Source organism: Pseudomonas sp. B2021 (genome assembly GCF_018135665.1).
GTDB classification, from domain to species: Bacteria; Pseudomonadota; Gammaproteobacteria; order Pseudomonadales; family Pseudomonadaceae; genus Aquipseudomonas; species Aquipseudomonas lactis.
This window is the reverse complement of record NZ_SMOF01000001.1, coordinates 2,162,477-2,181,952: the sequence shown is the minus strand read 5'-3', so window position 1 is coordinate 2,181,952 and position 19,476 is coordinate 2,162,477. Positions and strand designations below refer to the sequence as shown.

The window sequence follows — 19,476 nt, the reverse complement described above, 5'->3', positions numbered from 1 at the left end:
CGACCTATTGAGAGAGAGCATGAAGGATGGCATTGGTAATTTTTGATCTGGACGACACCCTGATTCACGGCGACTGCGCCACGCTGTGGAGCGAACAGATGGGCCGCCTCGGCTGGGTAGACCCTGAGTCGTTCATGCGCCGGAACAACGAGCTGATGGACGCCTACAGCCAGGGCCAGCTGCGGATGGAAGATTTCATGGATTTCAGCCTGGAGCCGATGATCGGCCGCACTCCGGAAGAAATCGAGCACCTGGTGGAGCCGTGGGTCGAGGACGTGATCGAGCCGCTGATCTACAGCGACGCCACCAAGACCATCGCCCGCCACCGCGCGAACGGCGACCGGATCCTGGTGATTTCCGCGTCGGGCACTCACCTGGTCACGCCGATTGCGGCGCGTATCGGCATTGAGGAAGTGCTGGGGATCAACCTAGAAGTCAGCCACGGCGTGTACAGCGGTAAGACCGTAGGCGTGCTGACCTATCGTGAGGGCAAGATCACGCGCTTGGTGGAATGGCTGGCGCAGGAAGGCGAAACCCTTGAAGGTGCCTATTTCTATTCGGACTCGCGCAATGACTTGCCGCTGCTACTCAAGGTGGATCACCCGCAGGCAGTGAACCCGGATCCGGTGTTGCGCGCCCATGCCGAAAAGGCCGGCTGGCCGGTCCATCACTGGACCTGACTCAATAGAGATCAACCTGTGGGAGCTGGCTTGCCTGCGATAGCGGTGCAACAGTGAAGAATTCTTCATCTGGTACACCGCTATCGCAGGCACGCCAGCTCCCACACTGACTGCATTTCAATCTAGGTTTCGGCCAGGCTATTGGCAATATGGACTACACCGAACGTAGGACGGGGTTGTTCTAGCCCCCCACATCACCGTCAACGCCTTGCAATGCTTTCACAGTGCCTCCATAGTGAGTCTGGACTGAGCCCGGTGCTGTAGCGCCGGGCTTTTTGCATTATGCGACCGGACCATATGGAACCGGCTCCCTCAAAGACGGCCTAATATGCGTTATCAATTGCCCCCGCGTCGAATCAGCATGAAGCATCTGTTCCCCAGCACCGCCCTCGCTTTTTTCATTGGTCTCGGCTTCGCGTCGATGTCGACCAATACGTTCGCAGCCAATAGCTGGGACAACCTTCAGCCTGATCGCGATGAGGTGATTGCCAGCCTTAACGTCGTCGAGTTGCTCAAGCGCCATCACTACAGCAAGCCGCCGCTGGACGACGCTCGCTCAGTGATCATCTACGACAGCTACCTCAAGCTGCTGGACCCGTCGCGCAGCTACTTCCTGGCCAGCGATATCGCTGAGTTCGACAAGTGGAAGACGCAATTCGACGACTTCCTCAAGAGCGGCGACCTGCAGCCTGGCTTCACCATCTACAAGCGCTACCTGGACCGCGTCAAAGCGCGTCTGGACTTCGCCCTGGGTGAGCTGAACAAAGGCGTCGACAAGCTCGATTTCACCCAGAAAGAAACCCTTCTGGTGGACCGCAAGGACGCCCCTTGGCTGACCAGCACCGCAGCCCTGGACGACCTGTGGCGCAAACGCGTCAAGGACGAAGTGCTGCGCTTGAAGATCGCCGGCAAAGAGCCCAAGGCCATTCAAGAGCTGTTGACCAAGCGCTACAAAAACCAGCTGGCGCGCCTGGACCAGACCCGTGCCGAGGATATCTTCCAGGCCTACATCAACACCTTTGCGATGTCCTACGACCCGCACACCAATTATCTGTCGCCAGATAACGCGGAAAATTTCGATATCAATATGAGTCTGTCCCTGGAAGGCATCGGTGCCGTCCTGCAAAGCGACAATGACCAGGTGAAGATTGTACGTCTGGTGCCGGCAGGCCCGGCTGACAAAACCAAGCAAGTGGCACCGGCCGACAAGATCATCGGCGTGGCCCAGGCCGACAAAGAGATGGTCGATGTGGTCGGCTGGCGCCTGGACGAAGTGGTCAAGCTGATCCGTGGGCCTAAAGGCAGCGTGGTGCGCCTGGAAGTGATTCCGCACACCAATGCACCGAACGACCAGACCAGCAAGATCGTGTCCATCACCCGTGAAGCGGTGAAGCTCGAAGACCAGGCCGTGCAGAAGAAAGTCCTCAACCTCAAGCAGGATGGCAAGGACTACAAGCTGGGGGTGATTGAAATCCCGGCCTTCTACCTGGACTTCAAGGCGTTCCGTGCCGGTGATCCGGACTACAAGTCCACCACCCGCGACGTGAAGAAAATCCTCACAGAACTGCAGAAAGAGAAAGTCGACGGCGTGGTCATCGACCTGCGCAACAACGGCGGCGGCTCCCTGCAGGAAGCCACCGAGCTGACCAGCCTGTTTATCGACAAGGGCCCGACCGTGTTGGTACGCAACGCTGACGGCCGTGTCGACGTGCTCGAAGACGAGAACCCGGGGGCCTTCTACAAAGGGCCGATGGCGCTGCTGGTCAACCGCCTCTCGGCCTCGGCCTCGGAGATTTTCGCCGGTGCCATGCAGGACTACCACCGTGCACTGATCATCGGCGGCCAGACCTTCGGCAAAGGCACCGTGCAGACCATCCAGCCGCTGAACCATGGCGAGCTTAAGCTGACACTGGCCAAGTTCTACCGGGTCTCCGGGCAGAGCACCCAGCATCAGGGCGTACTGCCGGATATCGATTTCCCGTCGATCATCGACACCAAGGAAATTGGCGAAAGCGCCCTGCCTGAAGCCATGCCGTGGGACACCATCCGCCCTGCGATCAAGCCGGCGTCGGATCCGTTCAAGCCGTTCCTGGCACAGCTGAAGGCTGACCACGACACCCGCTCTGCCAAGGATGCCGAGTTCGTGTTTATCCGCGACAAGCTGGCCCTGGCCAAGAAGCTGATGGAAGAGAAGACCGTCAGCCTCAACGAAGCGGATCGCCGTGCACAGCACTCCAGCATCGAGAATCAGCAACTGGTGCTGGAAAACACCCGCCGTAAGGCCAAAGGTGAAGACCCGCTCAAAGAGCTGAAGAAAGAAGATGAAGACGCGCTGCCGACCGAGGCGGATAAAACCAAGCCGGAAGACGACGCCTACTTGGCCGAGACTGGCCGGATCCTGCTGGATTACCTGAAGATCACCAAGCAGGTGGCCAAGCAGTAAATGATGGCGATTTAATGTGATCGCTCCTCGGAGTGTCATCATATAGACATCATTCTGTCGTGAAATAAAAGGACCGCAGGTTTACGCCTGCGGTCCTTTTTTTTGATCGAGACCGCCATGACCATGACCGAACAGCTGAATGCATTGGGCTCAATCCTGGCTCAAGGCAGTTTGCACAGCCTGTTCCAACCGATCATCTGCCTGTCAGAGCGGCGCATCCTCGGTTACGAAGCCCTCAGTCGCGGCCCGTCCAACAGCCCGCTGCACTCCCCCGTCGCGCTGTTCTCGGTGGCCAGCCATGCCGGGCGCCTGAGCGAGCTGGACATGGCGTGCCGAGAGCGTGCATGCCGACGCTTCAGCGAGCAGAAACTGCCGGGCAAGCTGTTCCTCAATATCTCGCCGGAATCGTTGATGGAGCACGCGCATCAGCCAGGGCGCACCCTGCAACTGTTGCGCGACTTCGGTATTTCTCCCAGCCAGGTGGTGATCGAACTCACCGAGCAGGCGCCCACCGACGATTTCGCGCTGTTGCAAACCGCCTTGCACCACTACCGCGACATGGGTTTTGCCATCGCACTCGATGACCTGGGCGCCGGTTATTCCAGCTTGCGCTTGTGGTCGGAACTGCGCCCGGACTACGTGAAGATCGACCGGCATTTTATCGACGGCATTCACCAGGACGCCCTCAAGCGCGAGTTTGTCGGCTCCATCCTGCAGATCGCCAAGGCGTCCCGCGCCCAAGTGATTGCCGAAGGCATCGAGTTGCCGGAAGAACTGGCGGTATTGACCGAAATGGGCGTCGACCTGGTCCAGGGCTACCTGCTCTGCCGCCCTCAGGAACAGCCCCCGCAGGAAGCGCGCCTGATGCTGCCCAAACCGGATAACGCCATGCTGGCCCTCAATGATGAAGGCAGTGACCTGAGCGCCCTGCTCAATGAGCAGCCCGCCGTGGATCAAGACACCGCCACCGCCCAAGTGCTGGAATCGTTCCGCCGCCAGGCCAACCTCAACTCGCTGGCGGTGTTGGACGGCTGCGGTCGCCCGGTCGGCATTGTGCACCGGCATTCGCTATCGGACGCGCTGCTCAAGCCATTCGCGACCGACTTGTTCGCGCGCAAACCCATCAGCCGCTTGATGAGCGATGATTTTTTGGCGGTGGAACTGAGCCAGTCCTTGCAGCAGGTCAGCCGCTTATTGACCAGCCGCGCACGACAACGCATCGAAGAGGATTTCATCATCACCCTGAACGGTGATTATCTGGGGCTGGGCCGGGTTATCGACGTGCTCAAATTGATCACCGAACTGAAAATCCAGCAGGCCCGCTACGCCAACCCGCTGACCTTGCTGCCTGGCAACGTGCCGATCCAGCAGTGCCTCACTAGGCTGTTGCAGCAACAGCGCGAGTCGGTGATCTGCTATGTGGATATCGACAGTTTCAAGCCGTTCAACGATATCTACGGCTACGGGCGCGGGGATGAAGTGCTGCTGTGCCTGGCGCAGTGCTTGAACGATCGGGTAGACCCCAGCCGCGACTTTGTCGGGCACATTGGCGGCGATGACTTTCTGCTGGTGTTGGGCCCGCAGGATTGGCGCAAGCGGCTCAACCAATTGCTGGACGATTTCCACACCCAATGCCGGCGCTTCTACCGCGCTGAACACCTTGAGGCTGGGTGCTTCGTGGCCCTCAACCGCCAGGGCGCGCGCCAGGAATTTGCATTGCTGTCGCTGTCCATCGGCGTGGTGCATTTGTATCCACAGGCCTGTGCGCAACTCGATGCCAGCCAATTGGCAGAGCTGGCTTCACAAGCCAAGCACCATGCCAAGGATGTTGCGGGCTACAGCATCCACGTGATCGACAGCATGGACACCTGCTCCCAGGCGCTTTAGGCCTCGGCAGATTCCGGGTACTCGTACTCGAACACCCGCACCACTTCGGATGCATGCCAGGACGCAGCGGCCACACCATCGGAAGGCCCGCTGAACCGCCCCAGGCGCTCCACACACTCAAAAAAACCGGTGCGTGGCAGGCGGCTCGCGCCCTGGCTGATCACCAGGGAACTGCGCAGCGGTTGCTCCGCCTTGGCATCCAGCGCCGCCAGGTGCTCCAGGGCCGCAGCCAGGGTCTGCATGGCCGGCGTGGGGAATTGCAGGCGCTCCAGCAGCGCACGATACGTCAGCAAATGGCGCTGGCGACGTGCCTGGTCCAGTTCATTGATTAACCCATCCCAGTGTTGACGGCTGATACGTAGGCTCAATACTCATCCCTCCAACCTGCAACGCCCAATTCCCAGGCCAGGCTGCGGCGAATGGCGGCATCCGGCTGGCGTTCACCACTTTCTATCAATCCAAGATACGAAGGGCTGATGCCCACGGTACGCGCCAGGGCCTCGATTGCCAGGCCCTTGGCCTCACGCAGGCCGCGCAGGGCTGCAAGCGGGCGCAGGTCCTGCTCGGAGGCGGTGGGTGCAACAGAAGGAGAAGCGCGTGGCGGTTGCAACTGACCGGCGGCTTTTAGCAGCGCCTGGTACTGGTCCCATGGCAACACCGCATACTCGGGTTCGCCATCGCGTGAAATGATCTGGATATCCATGACTGCCCCGTAGGATAAAAACACTTACTAAGTAAGTTATTTCCTTAAGAGTGTAATCCTAACAGCCACGAAGGTCGCCGGGGGATACCAGGCATCATTAGTTTTTTTGCGGGTTTTCCCGGGCCAACAGCTCAGGCGTCGCAGGCAGGCGCTCAACCACCGCAAGTTTTTCCGGACGTTGCGCATCGCGCCAGGTACGAAAGGCGCTCAGCTCGCCGCTCAGGGTCTTCATGACCCACGCCAGCACGGCGATGTCGTCGAGCATGCCGAACATGGGAAGAAAATCCGGAATCGCATCAATCGGGCTAAGAAAATACATCAGCCCCGCCACCACCGAGATCAACGCCTTAGGGCTGATCGCACGGTATTCGCCGCGCCAGTAAGCCAGGCACAGGGCCTGCAGCAACTTGAGATCATCCTTGAGCTGGCCGAGCCGATTGCCCTGGCTTGAGCCTTTGGCAGCGACGGCAAACAGCAAGGTTGGCAAACGCCCACGACCGAGCAAGCGCGCGGCCATAGGCAGGAAACGGGTGAAATTGAACGGTGGTTTCATAGGGCACTCCAGTTCCAGGCGACATAAAAGGTTATCCACACAAATTGTGGATAACCTTGTGAACAGAGCCTGTTTTATCGGCTGAAAGCCACGGACTACAAGGCCTACAGTCAGATCGGGCGTTTTTTGCGCACATAAAAAAAACCCAAGAATTCATTGACTTGGCATGTATGTGCGGCTACCCGTGCTCGAGTCTTATATCAGACTGTGTCCGATTGCGGACGTTCGTTTGGATTTGCAGAGGCTTCAACGTAGGGGCTGGCTTGCCTGCGATTGCCATAAGTCTCTACACAACACTACAGGCTATAGCAGCCAACGCTAACCACGATGCGAAGCGAGCCGCTCTTGATCTGCTTGTGATCTTGATCTTTGGCGCCCCGTTAAACCACGCTGGCCGGAATTCGACAGGGGTTTGGGGGGTAAACCGGCAGGGATGCCGGTTTAGCCGCCCCAAATCACTGGCGGATTACGGGCACACCGAGCCTAGGCGAGGTGCCGAGTGGTGGGGCAAGAGCGTTTTGCTTACTTTTGCATGTACACCATCCAACTGTGTTGACTGCCAAGCCGCTTTCGCGAGCAAGCCCGCTCCCACAGGGAATTTTGCGTCGTTTGACCAACGCCGAAAACAACAACGCCCCGTCGAGACGGGGCGTTGTATGTTCAGGCGCCGATTACTTCTTGGCGGCTGGTGCAGCAGGTGCGTCAGCCGCTTCTGCCTTGGCTGGGTCCTTGATGCCCAGCAGTTCCAGGTCGAATACCAGCACGGAGTTCGCTGGGATCGCCGGGCTCGGGCTCTGGGCGCCGTAGGCCAGGTCGGACGGGATGTACAGCTCAACCTTCTCGCCCACGTGCATCAGTTGCAGGCCTTCGACCCAACCCGGGATCACGCCGCTGACCGGCAGGTCGATCGGGCTACCGCGATCTACGGAGCTGTCAAAGGTGGTGCCGTTGGTGAGCTTGCCGGTGTAGTGAACAGTCACCACGTCGGTTGGCTTAGGCTGGGCGCCGTCGGCCTTCTTCACGATCTTGTACTGCAGGCCGGAAGCGGTGGTGACGACACCGTCTTTCTTGGCGTTGTCTTCGAGGAATTTCTTGCCAGCGGCTGCCGACTCTTCGCTCATTTTGGTCATGCGTTCTTCAGCACGCTTTTGCAGTGCGGCAAACGCTTCAACCAGCTCATCGTCCTTGAGCTTCTGCTCTTTCTTGCCTACGGCATCTTCGATGCCCTGGGCAACAGCTTTGGAGTCCAGGTCGTCCATGCCTTCTTGGGCAAGGCTCTTGCCCATGTTCAGGCCGATGCCGTAGGAAGCTTTTTGCGCCGGGGTTTTCAGCTCTACGCTGGTCTGCGAATCACAACCCGCAAGTACCAGGCTAACCAGGGCCACCGCCGCCGCCAACCGATGCTGTTTCATGCTATTTCCTTGTTCATGCGCCATAAGGGCATTCGAATAAAGTCGCGAGCTTATCAGGCGGCCACGACCAATGGCTACCGGCATGTGAGCAGGAAACTTCTGATAAGTTCACGTGTTTAAAAGCATTTCCATTTATCATGGGGCCCCGCGACGGATCGCGGGACCGCCTGATAGCGGGCCAATTGCTACTTGCCGCACCTGTGGCGCAGTGGCATAACAACGCGACAATTCGACAAGGATAGTTATCTTGCGCATTTTTTCCCGTGTTTTACTCCTGATACTGATCGCACTGGGCCTGATTCTGGCCGTGGTGCTCTACTACACCCTCAACCCAAAGCTGCCGGACTACGTTCCAGTAAAGCAGGTGCACTACCAGGAGCAATGGAGTGCCGCCGACCGCCAGACCTACTACTTCACGCCCCAGGGCACCCAAGTAAAAGGCCTGCACTACGACTGGTTCACCGCCCTGGAGCTGCCGTTCTCCGAGCAACGCTTTGCCGCGCCGGAATACCTGGCGCGCTTCGGCTTCCTGGTCGACCCCAAGCAGACGGCCACCGCGCAAAACCCTGGCAACCTGCCGGTAGGGTTCGCCCGGCACCAGAACGCCGACAGCAAGGCTCAGTACCTGGATATCACCTGTGCGGCCTGCCACACCGGCGAATTGCACTTCAAGGGCCAGGCCCTGCGCATCGACGGCGGCTCGGCGCAACACGTGCTGCCCTCCAGCGTTCCCACGTTGCGCGGCGGCAGTTTCGGCCAGGCCCTGGTCGCCAGCCTGGCCGCTACCTATTACAACCCATGGAAGTTCGAGCGCTTCGCCCACAAGGTGCTGGGGGATCAGTACGATGCTCAGCGCGATCAACTGCGCACGGACTTCAAGCAATCGTTGAACCAGTTCCTCAAAGTCGCCTGGAATGACACCCATCGCGGCCTTTACCCCACCGAAGAAGGCCCGGGCCGTACGGATGCCTTTGGGCGCATCGCCAACGCCAGTTTTGGCGACGCTATTTCCCCAGACAATTATCGCGTCGCCAATGCGCCGGTGGACTACCCGCAGCTGTGGGACATCTGGACCTTCGATTGGGTGCAGTGGAATGGCTCGGCCCAGCAGCCGATGGCGCGCAACATCGGCGAAGCCCTTGGCGTAGGCGCGACCCTGGCGTTCTTCGACGCAGCCGGGCAACCGCTCAAAGGCGATGCCCGCTACCCGTCCAGCGTACGGGTGCGCGACCTGCACCTGATCGAAGAAACCCTGCAACGGCTCAAGCCGCCGACCTGGCCGCAAGACTTGTTCGGGGCCATCGACAAATCCCTCGCCGCCCAGGGCCGCACACTCTTTGCCGAGAACTGCGCCGGCTGCCACCTGCCCACCGTTACCCAAGAAAACGGCCGCCCGGTGCAGCAGTTGAAAATGCTGCCGGTGGACTACATCGGCACCGACCCCGGCACGGCCAACAACATTGCCGACCAACGCTACGACCTCAGTGCCCTGCAATGGGACCCGGCCGAACTGGCCCGGCTCAATGTCGAACTGCACCCCACCCCCACCGCGCCGATGGACCTGAAAAAAATGTCGGTGGCCCAGGGCCTGGCCTATGTCACGGCCTTCGTCGAAGAGCATGCCTACCGTGCGGCCGGCGTCACCCCGGCCGAGCGCCCAGGCCTGGACGGGTTCGGCCTGCCCATCGGCGTGCGCGAGTTGCGTGCCTACAAGGCGCGGCCGCTGGCCGGCGTATGGGCCACCCCGCCGTTCCTTCACAACGGTTCGGTGCCGACGATCTACCAACTGCTCTCGCCCCAGGACGAACGCAGCACCACCTTCTATAAAGGCACCTTCAACTACGACCCGCGTCACCTGGGGTTTGAGACCATCGCCTTCAAGAATGCCTTCCTGTTCGATACCAGAATCACCGGCAACCACAACAGCGGCCACGAATTCCGTGCCGGCGAGCGTGGCAATGGCGTTATCGGCCGTGGCCTGCTGCCGCAGGAACGCTGGGCGCTGCTCGAATACCTCAAAGTGCTGGGCGGCCCTCTGGAGCAACAACTGCCATGATTATCCGATCGCAAAACAAGGACCGCTCCATGCTTGCTCGTCTCTGGCTGCGCCTTGGCGCCTTTGTGGGTAAAACCCTGCTGTGGCTACTGGGCCTGGGCCTGCTGGGGTGGGTGTTGGCCACGGCCTGGTTCGCCTGGCAGCACAGGGGCCCGGTGTCGGTGAAGGAACAGATCCCGCCGGGTGAAGCGACGATGACCCAAGGCATCATCCAGACCGCCGTGCGCATCGTTGACCAGCATCGCGAAGGCACTCGCTACCTGCGTGATGCCCATGCCAAGGCCCATGGGTGCGTGAAAGCCGAGGTCAGCGTTCTGGCAGATCTCGACCCGGCCTTGCGCCAGGGCGTGTTCGCAGAACCAGGCAAGACCTGGCAGGCGACAATGCGCCTGTCCAACGGCAACGCCTACCCGCAATTCGACAGCATCCGCGATGCCCGCGGCATGGCGATCAAGCTGTTGGATGTGCCGGGCAAGCAACTGATGGCCGACCAGCAAGCGCGTACCGAGCAGGATTTCGTGATGTTCAGCCATCCGAACTTCTTTGTCAGCGATGTCGCGGAATACGCGCAGAACGTCGGTGCGCAAGCGGATGGCAAGAAGGTCCTGGCGTTCTTTCCCAAGCTCGACCCGCGCAGCTGGCAAGTGCGTCACTTGTTTATCGCCCTGGCAACCCTGGCGCCCGCACCGGCCAGCCCGACGCAGACGACTTACTTTTCAGTGTCGCCCTACAAGTTTGGCGCGGCCAACGCCAAGTTTCGCGTCGCGCCCGACCCGCAAAGCTGCCCGGATTATGTGCTGCCCAAACAGAACGAGGACCTGCCCAACTTCCTGCGCAGCGCGCTCAACCAGCAACTGTCCACCGATCGTGTAGATGCGTGTTTTGTGCTACAGATCCAGCGGCAAAACCCGCAGGCGTTCATGCCCATAGAAGACACCAGCATCGAATGGAAGGAAAGCGACGCGCCGTATGAAACCGTGGCCAAGGTCAGGATTCCCGCTCAGGACTTCGACACGCCGGCGCAGAACCTGGCGTGCGATAACCAGTCGTTCAACCCCTGGTTCGGTTTGGAAGCGCACCGCCCCATCGGCGGCATCAACCGGCTGCGCAAAGCGGTGTACGAAGCCGTCAGCGATTACCGCCACAGCCGCAACGCACCGTAAGGCGCGTTAAATCGCAGGCGAAAAAAAACCCGCTCAATGAGCGGGTTTCTTGTGGCTACCTGGCGTTCAGTGTTCCAAGTTGCCGAATATGGCGCAGCGGACGGGACTCGAACCCGCGACCCCCGGCGTGACAGGCCGGTATTCTAACCGACTGAACTACCGCTGCGCGTAACACATGAAGCGAATGGTGGGTGATGACGGGATCGAACCGCCGACATTCTGCTTGTAAGGCAGACGCTCTCCCAGCTGAGCTAATCACCCTTCGTTTCGGTGTGGGCGCATCATACACCAAAAAATCGTAATGTCTTGATTTAAATGCAATTTATTTAAAAAAAGTTTAGCGCACGATTTTTTGCCATATTTCGGGCAGAAAAAAGCCCGCTCAATGAGCGGGCTTCTTTGGCTACCTGGCGTTCAGCGTTCCAGGTGACCGAATATGGCGCAGCGGACGGGACTCGAACCCGCGACCCCCGGCGTGACAGGCCGGTATTCTAACCGACTGAACTACCGCTGCGCGTAACACATGAAGCGAATGGTGGGTGATGACGGGATCGAACCGCCGACATTCTGCTTGTAAGGCAGACGCTCTCCCAGCTGAGCTAATCACCCTTCGTTTCGGTGTGGCGCGCATTCTACGGAGCGACCTTAAGTCTGGCAAGCACTTTCTTAAATCTTTTTTTTCAGCCCTTCCAATGGCTTAGGCAGGGTTGGCCTGCGGCGTGATCAAGAGAATAATGCCCCCCTTTGTATAGAGGAGAGACTCACCCCATGTGGTTCAAGAACCTGCTTATCTATCGCCTGACCCAAGATCTGCCTGTTGATGCCGAGGCGTTGGAAGCGGCCATGGCCACCAAGCTGGCGCGCCCTTGTGCAAGCCAGGAGTTGACTACTTACGGTTTCGTCGCACCGTTTGGTAAAGGTGAAGATGCTCCCCTGGTTCACGTCAGCGGCGATTTCTTGCTGATTGCCGCCCGCAAGGAAGAACGCATCCTGCCGGGTAGCGTGGTGCGTGATGCACTTAAAGAGAAAGTCGAAGAGATCGAAGCCGAGCAGATGCGCAAGGTCTATAAGAAGGAGCGCGACCAGATCAAGGATGAAATCATCCAGGCCTTCCTGCCCCGTGCCTTTATCCGTCGCTCGTCGACCTTCGCTGCGATCGCGCCGAAACAGGGCCTGATCCTGGTCAACTCGGCCAGCCCCAAGCGCGCCGAAGACCTGCTGTCGACCCTGCGCGAAGTGATCGGCACCCTGCCGGTCCGCCCGCTGACGGTAAAAACCGCCCCAACTGCAATCATGACCGACTGGGTCACCACCCAGAAACCGGCCGACGACTTCTTCGTCCTCGACGAATGCGAACTGCGCGACACCCACGAAGACGGCGGCATCGTGCGTTGCAAGCGCCAGGACCTGACCAGCGAAGAGATCCAGTTGCACCTGACCACCGGCAAGGTCGTGACCCAACTGTCCCTGGCGTGGCAGGACAAGTTGTCCTTCATGCTCGACGACAAGATGACCGTCAAACGCCTGAAGTTCGAAGACCTGCTGCAAGACCAGGCGGAACAGGACGGCGGTGATGAAGCCCTGGGCCAACTGGATGCCAGCTTTACCTTGATGATGCTGACCTTCGGCGAGTTCCTGCCGGCGTTGGTTGAGGCACTGGGCGGCGAAGAGACACCACAGGGCATCTAAGCAACACCGATCCAATGTGGGCACGGTCAGTGTGGGAGCTGGCTTGCCTGCGATAGCGGTGTATCAGTCGCCACTATTCTGGCTGATACACCGCTATCGCAGGCAAGCCAGCTCCCACACTTGATTGCATTGACAACTCAGAAATCGAATAAAAAAGGACATCCCCATGCGCGCACTCGCCGCCTTGAGCCGCTTCGTCGGCAACACCTTTGCCTATTGGGTGTTGATCTTTGCCGTTGTCGCCTTTCTCCAACCCAGCTGGTTCATTGGCCTGAAAAGCGCCATCGTCCCACTGCTGGGCCTGGTGATGTTCGGCATGGGGTTGACCTTGAAACTGGAAGACTTCGCCGAAGTCGCTCGCCACCCCTGGCGCGTGGCCTTGGGCGTGGTCGCGCATTTCGTGATCATGCCGGGCGTGGCATGGTTGCTGTGCCAGGCGTTCCATTTGCCAGCGGAAATAGCCGTTGGCGTGATCCTGGTCGGCTGTTGCCCAAGTGGCACGTCGTCCAATGTCATGACCTGGCTGGCCCGGGGTGACCTGGCGTTATCGGTGGCGATTGCCGCGGTCACCACCCTCCTCGCTCCGCTGCTCACACCGGCATTGATCTGGCTGCTGGCCTCGGCCTGGCTTCCGGTGTCGTTCATGGAGCTGTTCTGGTCGATCCTGCAAGTGGTGCTGCTACCCATCGTACTGGGCGTGGTCGCGCAGCGCTTGCTCGGTGATCGGGTAAGGCATGCGGTGGACGTGCTGCCACTGGTGTCGGTGGTCAGCATTGTGATCATCGTCGCGGCCGTGGTTGCCGCAAGCCAAGGCAAGATTGCCGAGTCGGGCCTGCTGATCATGGCCGTGGTGATGTTGCACAACAGCTTCGGTTACCTGTTGGGCTACTTCACCGGGCGCCTGTTCAAGCTGCCCCTGGCGCAACGCAAGTCGCTGGCCCTGGAAGTGGGCATGCAGAACTCCGGGTTGGGTGCCGCCTTGGCCAGTGCACACTTTTCGCCGCTGGCGGCAGTGCCCAGCGCGTTGTTCAGCGTCTGGCACAATATTTCCGGAGCGTTGCTGTCGACCTACTTCCGGCGCATGAGCGAGAAGGAAGACCGTCGCGCGCTGGAAACCACGCCGTAACTTGATCGCACGGTCCAATTTCGGCACTCTACCGAACTTCGCGGGGACGACCTCGCGACGCTATCAAGCGCTTACCCGGGGACGACCCCACTTTGATAGAAGCGAGGTCATCATGTCCTGGATCATTCTGTTCTTTGCCGGGTTGTTTGAAGTGGGCTGGGCCGTCGGCCTGAAGTACACCGACGGGTTCAGCAAGCCGCTGCCCACCGCCCTGACCATTGCCGCCATGGCCGTCAGCCTTGGGCTATTGGGGCTGGCCATGAAGGAACTGCCGCTGGGTACCGCCTATGCCATCTGGACCGGCGTGGGGGCCGTAGGCACGGTGATTGCCGGGATTATCCTGTTTGGGGAGTCCATGGCGCTGTTTCGGTTGGCCAGTGTGGCGTTGATTATTTGTGGGTTGATTGGCCTCAAGATCTCGACATAAGCCACTATCGCTATCGCAGGCAAGCCAGCTCCCACAGTTTGAATTGTGAATACAGTCAAATGTGGGAGCTGGCTTGCCTGCGATGAGGCGCTGACAAACAACGAAAAACTACCTGACACTCCCCCGCAAACCACCCACCACAGCCTGCAACTGCTCAGGCGTCGCCCCCTCCACGGCCACCGGCTCACCCGCCACCAACACCACCCGCGACCAGATCCGATGGAAAAAACCCTTGTTCGGATCGCGGCTGAAGAAACTCCCCCACAACCCCTGCAATGCCATCGGGATCACCGGCACCGGCGTCTCCTCCAGGATGCGCGTCACCCCGCCGCGAAACTCATTCATCTCGCCATCGGCCGTCAGCTTGCCTTCCGGGAAGATGCACACCAACTCGCCATCCTTGAGGTACTGGGCAATGCGCGCGAACGCCTGTTCGTAGATCTGGATGTCTTCATGGCGCCCGGCAATCGGAATCGCCCCGGCGGTGCGGAAGATAAAATTGAGCACCGGCAAGCGGTAGATCTTGTAGTACATGACAAAGCGAATCGGCCGACGTACTGCACCGCCAATCAACAGCGCATCGACAAACGACACATGGTTGCACACCAGCAACGCCGCGCCTTCATCCGGGATGGCTTGCAGGTTGCGATGCTCCACGCGGTACATGGAATGGCTGAGCAGCCAGATCATGAAGCGCATGGTGAACTCGGGGACGATTTTGAAGATGTAAGTGTTAACCGCGATGTTGAGCAGCGACACCACCAGGAACAGCTCGGGGATCGACAGCTTGGCCACGCTCAACAGCAGGATCGAAACGATGGCCGAGACCACCATGAACAGTGCATTGAGAATGTTGTTGGCCGCGATCACCCGCGCCCGCTCGTTCTCGGCGGTGCGCGACTGGATCAGCGCATACAGCGGCACGATGTAAAAGCCGCCGAACACACCCAGGCCGAGGATATCGAGCAGCACCCACCACGCCTGGCCGTAGCTGAGCACCGCGAGCCAATCGTTGGGTTGCACGTTCTGCGGGAAGCCGCCGGAGTGCCACCACAGCAGCAGGCCGAACACGGTCAGGCCAAACGAACCAAACGGCACCAGACCAATTTCCACCTTACGCCCGGAGAGCTTTTCGCACAGCATCGAGCCCAGGGCGATGCCCACCGAGAACACCGTTAGGATCAAGGTCACCACGGTTTCGTCGCCGTACAACCATTCCTTGGCATAGGCCGGGATTTGCGTGAGGTAAATCGCACCCACAAACCAGAACCATGAGTTGCCGACAATCGAGCGCGACACTGCTGGCGTCTGCCCCAGGCCCATGCGCAACGTCGCCCACGACTGAGTGAAGATATTCCAGTCCAGGCGCAGTTGCGGTGTCGACGCCGCCGCGCGCGGGATGCTGCGGCTGGCCAAATAGCCCAGCACCGCCACGGCCACAATCGCCACCGCCACCACCGGCGCGTATTGAGTGGAAGACATCATGATCCCGGCGCCGATGGTGCCGGCCAGAATCGCCAGGAACGTGCCCATCTCTACCAGGCCGTTGCCACCGACCAACTCATCGTCGTGCAACGCCTGAGGCATGATCGAGTACTTCACCGGGCCGAACAGTGCCGAGTGAGTGCCCATGGCAAACAGCGCCAGCAGCATCAGCTCAAGATGATTGGTCAAAAAGCCCGCCGCGCCCACCGCCATGATCACGATCTCGCCGATCTTGATCGCGCGGATCAACGCGTCCTTGTTGAATTTCTCGCCAAACTGCCCCGCCAACGCCGAGAACAGGAAGAACGGCAGGATAAACAACAAGGCGCACAGGTTGACCCAAATGGAGCGGTCGCCCTCGATGGTGAGCTTGTAAAGGATGGCCAGGATCAGCGACTGCTTGAAGATGTTGTCGTTGAACGCACCCAGCAATTGGGTGATGAAAAACGGCAAGAAGCGCCGCGTGCGCAGCAAGGTGAATTGGGAAGGATGGCTCATCGTCGTCCGTGTTCCTGCGTGGCCTTTATTTATCAGGCCACGACTTTACCTAATACTGCTTACTTATTCGCTAGCCCGGCAATACAAGGCGAAACAAAAAGCTCGCCTTTATAAGCGCCCTGCACGGTGCGCTTGGCCACGATCAGCCACATCAGCGCCAGCGCAACCACCAGCACACTGCCAAACACACTGAAAAATTCCAGCTGCAGCAGGCTCGCCAATTTCAGCGTGGCCAGGGCGTAAACCCCCAATGGGAAGGTGAACCCCCACCAGCCCAGGTTGAACGGGATACCGGCACGCAGATAGCGCAGGGTGATCAACACCGCAATCAACATCCACCACAAGCCGAACCCCCACAGGGTGATGCCCGCAATCAGGCCCAGGCCGTGGGCCATTTCACCGACACTGGCCAGGCCATTGGCGGCGAAGATCGCAGGGGCATCCGTACCGAGCAACAACATGCCCAGAGCACCGGTACCGATGGGGCCCAGCGCCAACCAGCTCGACGCTGCCATATTGGCGTGAGGCAACTTATGCAAGGCCATGCGCAGCATCAGGATGGTCAGTATGCTGAACGCCACCGGCAGGGAAAACGCCCACAGCACGTAGCTGGTCACCAGCATCACCAGTTGCGAATGGGCGTCTAACAGGTGCGGCGCGAGTAAGCCGCCGCTGGCCGCCGCCACTTCGGCAGCCACTACAGGCAACAGCCAGACAGCGGTCATCTGGTCGATGCTGTGCTCCTGGCGGGTGAACATCATGAACGGGATCAGTACGCCGCAGGCCAGGGACATGGCCACGTCCAGCCACCACAAGGCCTCGGCCAACGGGATCACATCACCGCCCCATCGCGGCAGGCCGAACAGCAGCAAACCGTTGAGAATGGTCGCCAGCCCCATGGGGATGGTGCCGAAAAACATCGAGACCGTTGAGTGCCCGAAGATGCGTCGCGCCTCGTGGAAAAACATCACCCAGCGGGCGGCATACAGCACGCTGAACAGCACAAACAAGCCGATGGTGAACAGCCACAGGCCCTCGGCGACAGCGTGCAAACCTGGCAAGTTGACTGGCAACTGAGCCAAGGCCAGCGCCAGCACACCGGTGCCCATGGTCGCGGCGAACCAGTTCGGGGTGAACTGGCGAATCACTTCCCGGGGACGGGTCAGGTGACTGAAGGGTTTGTAGCGGTGAGTGGTCGAGCAGGTCATGGGTAAATCCTCTTCCTCATTTGAGGTTGAAACCATGATAGAACCTGATCGAATATCTATATAACGGGTAATATCTCTAACTGTTATCTATTTTACCTATATTAATCGCAATCATGCGCTTGCCCTTGCCTGCGCCGTGTCCCGCCACAACAACCCAACAAGCGCGCCGAGAGACAGCAAAATAAGCACCGCACCGTAGCCGTCCGTAGTCGCGATCAGGCCAAACACGCGGCTCAGGTTACCCGCCAACAGTGCTGGCACGCAGAACGCCAGGTAGCTCAATACGTAGAACGCCGACATCAGGCCCGCCCGCTCATGGGGCAACGCCAGGCCCACGATACTGCGCACACTACCCATGAAACCGCCGCCGAAGCCCAGGCCTGCGATCACACTGGCGATAAAGAACAGCCACAGGCTGGCGGTGTTTACGGCAACCAGCAGCAACCCCACGCCCACGGCCAGCAGTGCAGCCGACAAGCGCGTCACCCTGTCAGCCGCATGGTTGCGCAGGCTGTAGATCATCACCGCACCGCTCAAGGTCACCACCGCCACCAGCCCGCCGCCGATCAAGTGCGAGGTCGAACCCGTGGCGACGCGCACCAACGACGGCGCCAACGAGGAAAAGAACCCACCCAGCGCCCACACGGCCACATTCAATGGCATCGCCAACCACAACGCGCGGCGCGCTTGCGGTGGCACATGCAGGGTTGGCGCCAGGGACTTCAAGGCGCCCGGTATGCGACTGACCGTTTCAGGCAGGCGCCACACATACAGAGCCTGCAACACCATCAAGCCCAGCAGGGCGTAATAGATCAATTGGGTCGGCCATGGCGCGAACTCCACCAGCAGCCCACTGCCCAGGCCACCACTGGCCATGCCGAGCATCGGTGCAAGGCTGTTGAGCATCGGGCCGCGCATGCGGTCGGTGTCGAGCAGCGTCGCCCCCAATACCGCGGTCGCCGTGCCGGTCGCGAAACCCTGCAAGGCGCGGGCGGCCAGCAGGCAGGCGGTGCTGTCAGCAACGATAAACAGCAGCATCGCCACACTATTGAGCAGCAGCGCGGCGAAGATCACTGGCTTGCGCCCCAGGTAATCCGAAAGCGAGCCCACGGTGAGCAGCGCCGCGAGCAGGCTCACGGCATACACGCCGAAAATCGCCGTGAGCATCGCCGCAGAAAAATGCAGGTGGTCTTGATACACCTGATACAACGGCGTCGGCGCGCTGGAGGCAGCGAGAAAGGTCAGCACGGTGATCACCAGAAACGCCAGGCTGGACCGCTGAGAGATGACGCTGGACATGGGCACGCTCCGCTAAAGCTAATACTTTGCTTTTGCGCAGTGTGCTACTCGCTGGCGCTTAAAGCAAATTCTTTGTGTTAAGGTCCTGCCCATGGCGATCAAAGAAGGCCTCCGCCCGGGGGGCCGTAGTGCCCGGGTACAAGAATCCGTCCACGGAGCGGTGCGCGAACTGCTGGAAACCCATGAGCGGTCCAGCGTCACCGTGCCGATGATTGCGGCGCGCGCAGGCGTCACGCCTTCTACTGTCTACCGCCGGTGGGGCGACCTCTCCGTGCTGCTGGCCGATGTGGCCTTGGCGCGCATGCGTCCAGACTGCGAGCCGGCCAACACCGGCAGCCTGCGCGGCGACCTGCAAGCCTGGGCCGAGCAATACCTGGACGAGATGAGTTCGGAAGTGGGGCGCAACATGATGCGCGACGTGCAAAGCAGCCCCACGCCTGGGTATTGCGTGAGCATCCTGAGTGGGCAGTTGCAGGTGATCGTGGACCGCTACCCGCAGGAACAGCCGCCGAGCGTTGACCATCTGATCAACCTGCTCGCCGCACCGACGGTGTTTCGTATTCTGTTTTCGGCCCAGCCGTTGGCGGTAGAAGAGCTGCACGCCCTGATCGAACTGACACTAAAAAACTAAAGCGCGTGCGCCGACCAAAATGTGGGAGCTGGCTTGCCTGCGATGACGGCCTTCCAGCCGATGCTTATCTACCTGACACCCCACGATCCCACTGTGGGAACGGGCTTGTTCGCGAAGGCGGCATGACAGCCGAGACTGTTATACCGAGTACCTATCCATTCCTGCGGTAACGGCCACTTAGGGTTCCGCCCTGACGGCGGCTCACTTTGCAAAAGC

16 protein-coding genes and 4 tRNA genes are annotated in these 19,476 nt (G+C 59.9%); 9 read left to right on the top strand and 11 right to left on the bottom strand.

Translation table 11 applies throughout. The features are described from left to right. Positions 1–26 precede the first annotated feature (26 nt). The 3 genes from E1K68_RS09950 (at position 27) to E1K68_RS09940 (ending at position 5,010) form a co-directional block, all read left to right on the top strand. The gene (locus E1K68_RS09950) at positions 27–680 is read left to right on the top strand and encodes an HAD family hydrolase (protein ID WP_192001921.1); all 654 of its coding nucleotides are present in this window, start codon (positions 27–29) and stop codon (positions 678–680) included. Positions 681–1,041: 361 nt separating this feature from the next. Next, positions 1,042–3,123, top strand: coding sequence for a carboxy terminal-processing peptidase (locus tag E1K68_RS09945; protein WP_223816873.1), 2,082 nt, complete (start codon positions 1,042–1,044; stop codon positions 3,121–3,123). Between the two features lie 117 nt (positions 3,124–3,240). Then, complete coding sequence (locus tag E1K68_RS09940) at positions 3,241–5,010, top strand: bifunctional diguanylate cyclase/phosphodiesterase (RefSeq protein WP_003190139.1); 1,770 nt, start codon at positions 3,241–3,243, stop codon at positions 5,008–5,010. On the opposite strand, the gene E1K68_RS09935 is transcribed toward E1K68_RS09940, so the two are convergent. The 4 genes from E1K68_RS09935 to E1K68_RS09920 form a co-directional block, all read right to left on the bottom strand. After that, positions 5,007–5,378 carry a hypothetical protein gene (locus E1K68_RS09935; RefSeq protein WP_003190138.1) on the bottom strand — a complete coding sequence of 124 codons (372 nt, stop codon included), beginning with the start codon at positions 5,376–5,378 and terminating at the stop codon, positions 5,007–5,009. The genes E1K68_RS09940 and E1K68_RS09935 overlap by 4 nt on opposite strands. Then, positions 5,375–5,713: a helix-turn-helix transcriptional regulator gene (locus E1K68_RS09930; RefSeq protein WP_212614019.1), complete on the bottom strand. Its 339-nt coding sequence runs from the start codon at positions 5,711–5,713 to the stop codon at positions 5,375–5,377. Before E1K68_RS09930 ends, E1K68_RS09935 begins: the two co-directional genes overlap by 4 nt. A gap of 97 nt (positions 5,714–5,810) precedes the next feature. After that, a complete protein-coding gene (locus tag E1K68_RS09925; RefSeq protein WP_003190134.1) occupies positions 5,811–6,266 on the bottom strand; it encodes a YkvA family protein in 456 nt (151 codons plus the stop codon). Between the two features lie 671 nt (positions 6,267–6,937). Then, positions 6,938–7,678 carry an FKBP-type peptidyl-prolyl cis-trans isomerase gene (locus tag E1K68_RS09920; RefSeq protein WP_005786709.1) on the bottom strand — a complete coding sequence of 247 codons (741 nt, stop codon included), beginning with the start codon at positions 7,676–7,678 and terminating at the stop codon, positions 6,938–6,940. 247 nt (positions 7,679–7,925) lie between these two features. On the opposite strand from E1K68_RS09920, the gene E1K68_RS09915 reads away from it, so the two are divergent. Further along, positions 7,926–9,734, top strand: coding sequence for a di-heme-cytochrome C peroxidase (locus E1K68_RS09915; protein ID WP_212614018.1), 1,809 nt, complete (start codon positions 7,926–7,928; stop codon positions 9,732–9,734). A gap of 29 nt (positions 9,735–9,763) precedes the next feature. Then, positions 9,764–10,897: a catalase family protein gene (locus tag E1K68_RS09910; RefSeq protein WP_212614017.1), complete on the top strand. Its 1,134-nt coding sequence runs from the start codon at positions 9,764–9,766 to the stop codon at positions 10,895–10,897. Between the two features lie 89 nt (positions 10,898–10,986). On the opposite strand, the gene E1K68_RS09905 is transcribed toward E1K68_RS09910, so the two are convergent. From E1K68_RS09905 to E1K68_RS09890, 4 genes are all read right to left on the bottom strand, one after another. Further along, positions 10,987–11,063 (bottom strand) — tRNA-Asp (locus E1K68_RS09905). A 19-nt stretch (positions 11,064–11,082) separates the two neighbouring features. Further along, positions 11,083–11,158 (bottom strand) — tRNA-Val (locus tag E1K68_RS09900). 176 nt (positions 11,159–11,334) lie between these two features. After that, positions 11,335–11,411: transfer RNA gene (locus E1K68_RS09895), tRNA-Asp, on the bottom strand. A 19-nt stretch (positions 11,412–11,430) separates the two neighbouring features. After that, a tRNA-Val gene (locus tag E1K68_RS09890) sits at positions 11,431–11,506 on the bottom strand. A gap of 159 nt (positions 11,507–11,665) precedes the next feature. Here E1K68_RS09890 and rdgC point away from each other — a divergent pair. The 3 genes from rdgC (at position 11,666) to sugE (ending at position 14,139) form a co-directional block, all read left to right on the top strand. Next, entirely contained in the window at positions 11,666–12,586 is a 921-nt protein-coding gene (gene rdgC / locus E1K68_RS09885; RefSeq protein WP_003190130.1) for a recombination-associated protein RdgC, read from the top strand. Between the two features lie 166 nt (positions 12,587–12,752). Further along, entirely contained in the window at positions 12,753–13,712 is a 960-nt protein-coding gene (locus E1K68_RS09880; protein WP_003190129.1) for a bile acid:sodium symporter family protein, read from the top strand. 112 nt (positions 13,713–13,824) lie between these two features. Further along, positions 13,825–14,139, top strand: coding sequence for a quaternary ammonium compound efflux SMR transporter SugE (gene sugE, locus E1K68_RS09875; protein WP_010211634.1), 315 nt, complete (start codon positions 13,825–13,827; stop codon positions 14,137–14,139). Between the two features lie 108 nt (positions 14,140–14,247). Here sugE and E1K68_RS09870 read toward each other — a convergent pair whose 3' ends face one another. The 3 genes from E1K68_RS09870 to E1K68_RS09860 all read right to left on the bottom strand — a co-directional run bounded on the left by E1K68_RS09870 (position 14,248) and on the right by E1K68_RS09860 (position 18,629). After that, positions 14,248–16,122 carry an MFS transporter gene (locus E1K68_RS09870; protein WP_212614016.1) on the bottom strand — a complete coding sequence of 625 codons (1,875 nt, stop codon included), beginning with the start codon at positions 16,120–16,122 and terminating at the stop codon, positions 14,248–14,250. Between the two features lie 59 nt (positions 16,123–16,181). Beyond that, positions 16,182–17,330, bottom strand: coding sequence for a TDT family transporter (locus E1K68_RS09865; RefSeq protein ID WP_034135207.1), 1,149 nt, complete (start codon positions 17,328–17,330; stop codon positions 16,182–16,184). Positions 17,331–17,441: 111 nt separating this feature from the next. Further along, positions 17,442–18,629: an MFS transporter gene (locus tag E1K68_RS09860; protein WP_212614015.1), complete on the bottom strand. Its 1,188-nt coding sequence runs from the start codon at positions 18,627–18,629 to the stop codon at positions 17,442–17,444. A gap of 91 nt (positions 18,630–18,720) precedes the next feature. Here E1K68_RS09860 and E1K68_RS09855 point away from each other — a divergent pair, with 91 nt between their 5' ends. Further along, positions 18,721–19,260: a TetR/AcrR family transcriptional regulator gene (locus E1K68_RS09855; RefSeq protein WP_003190116.1), complete on the top strand. Its 540-nt coding sequence runs from the start codon at positions 18,721–18,723 to the stop codon at positions 19,258–19,260. Positions 19,261–19,476: the final 216 nt, after the last annotated feature.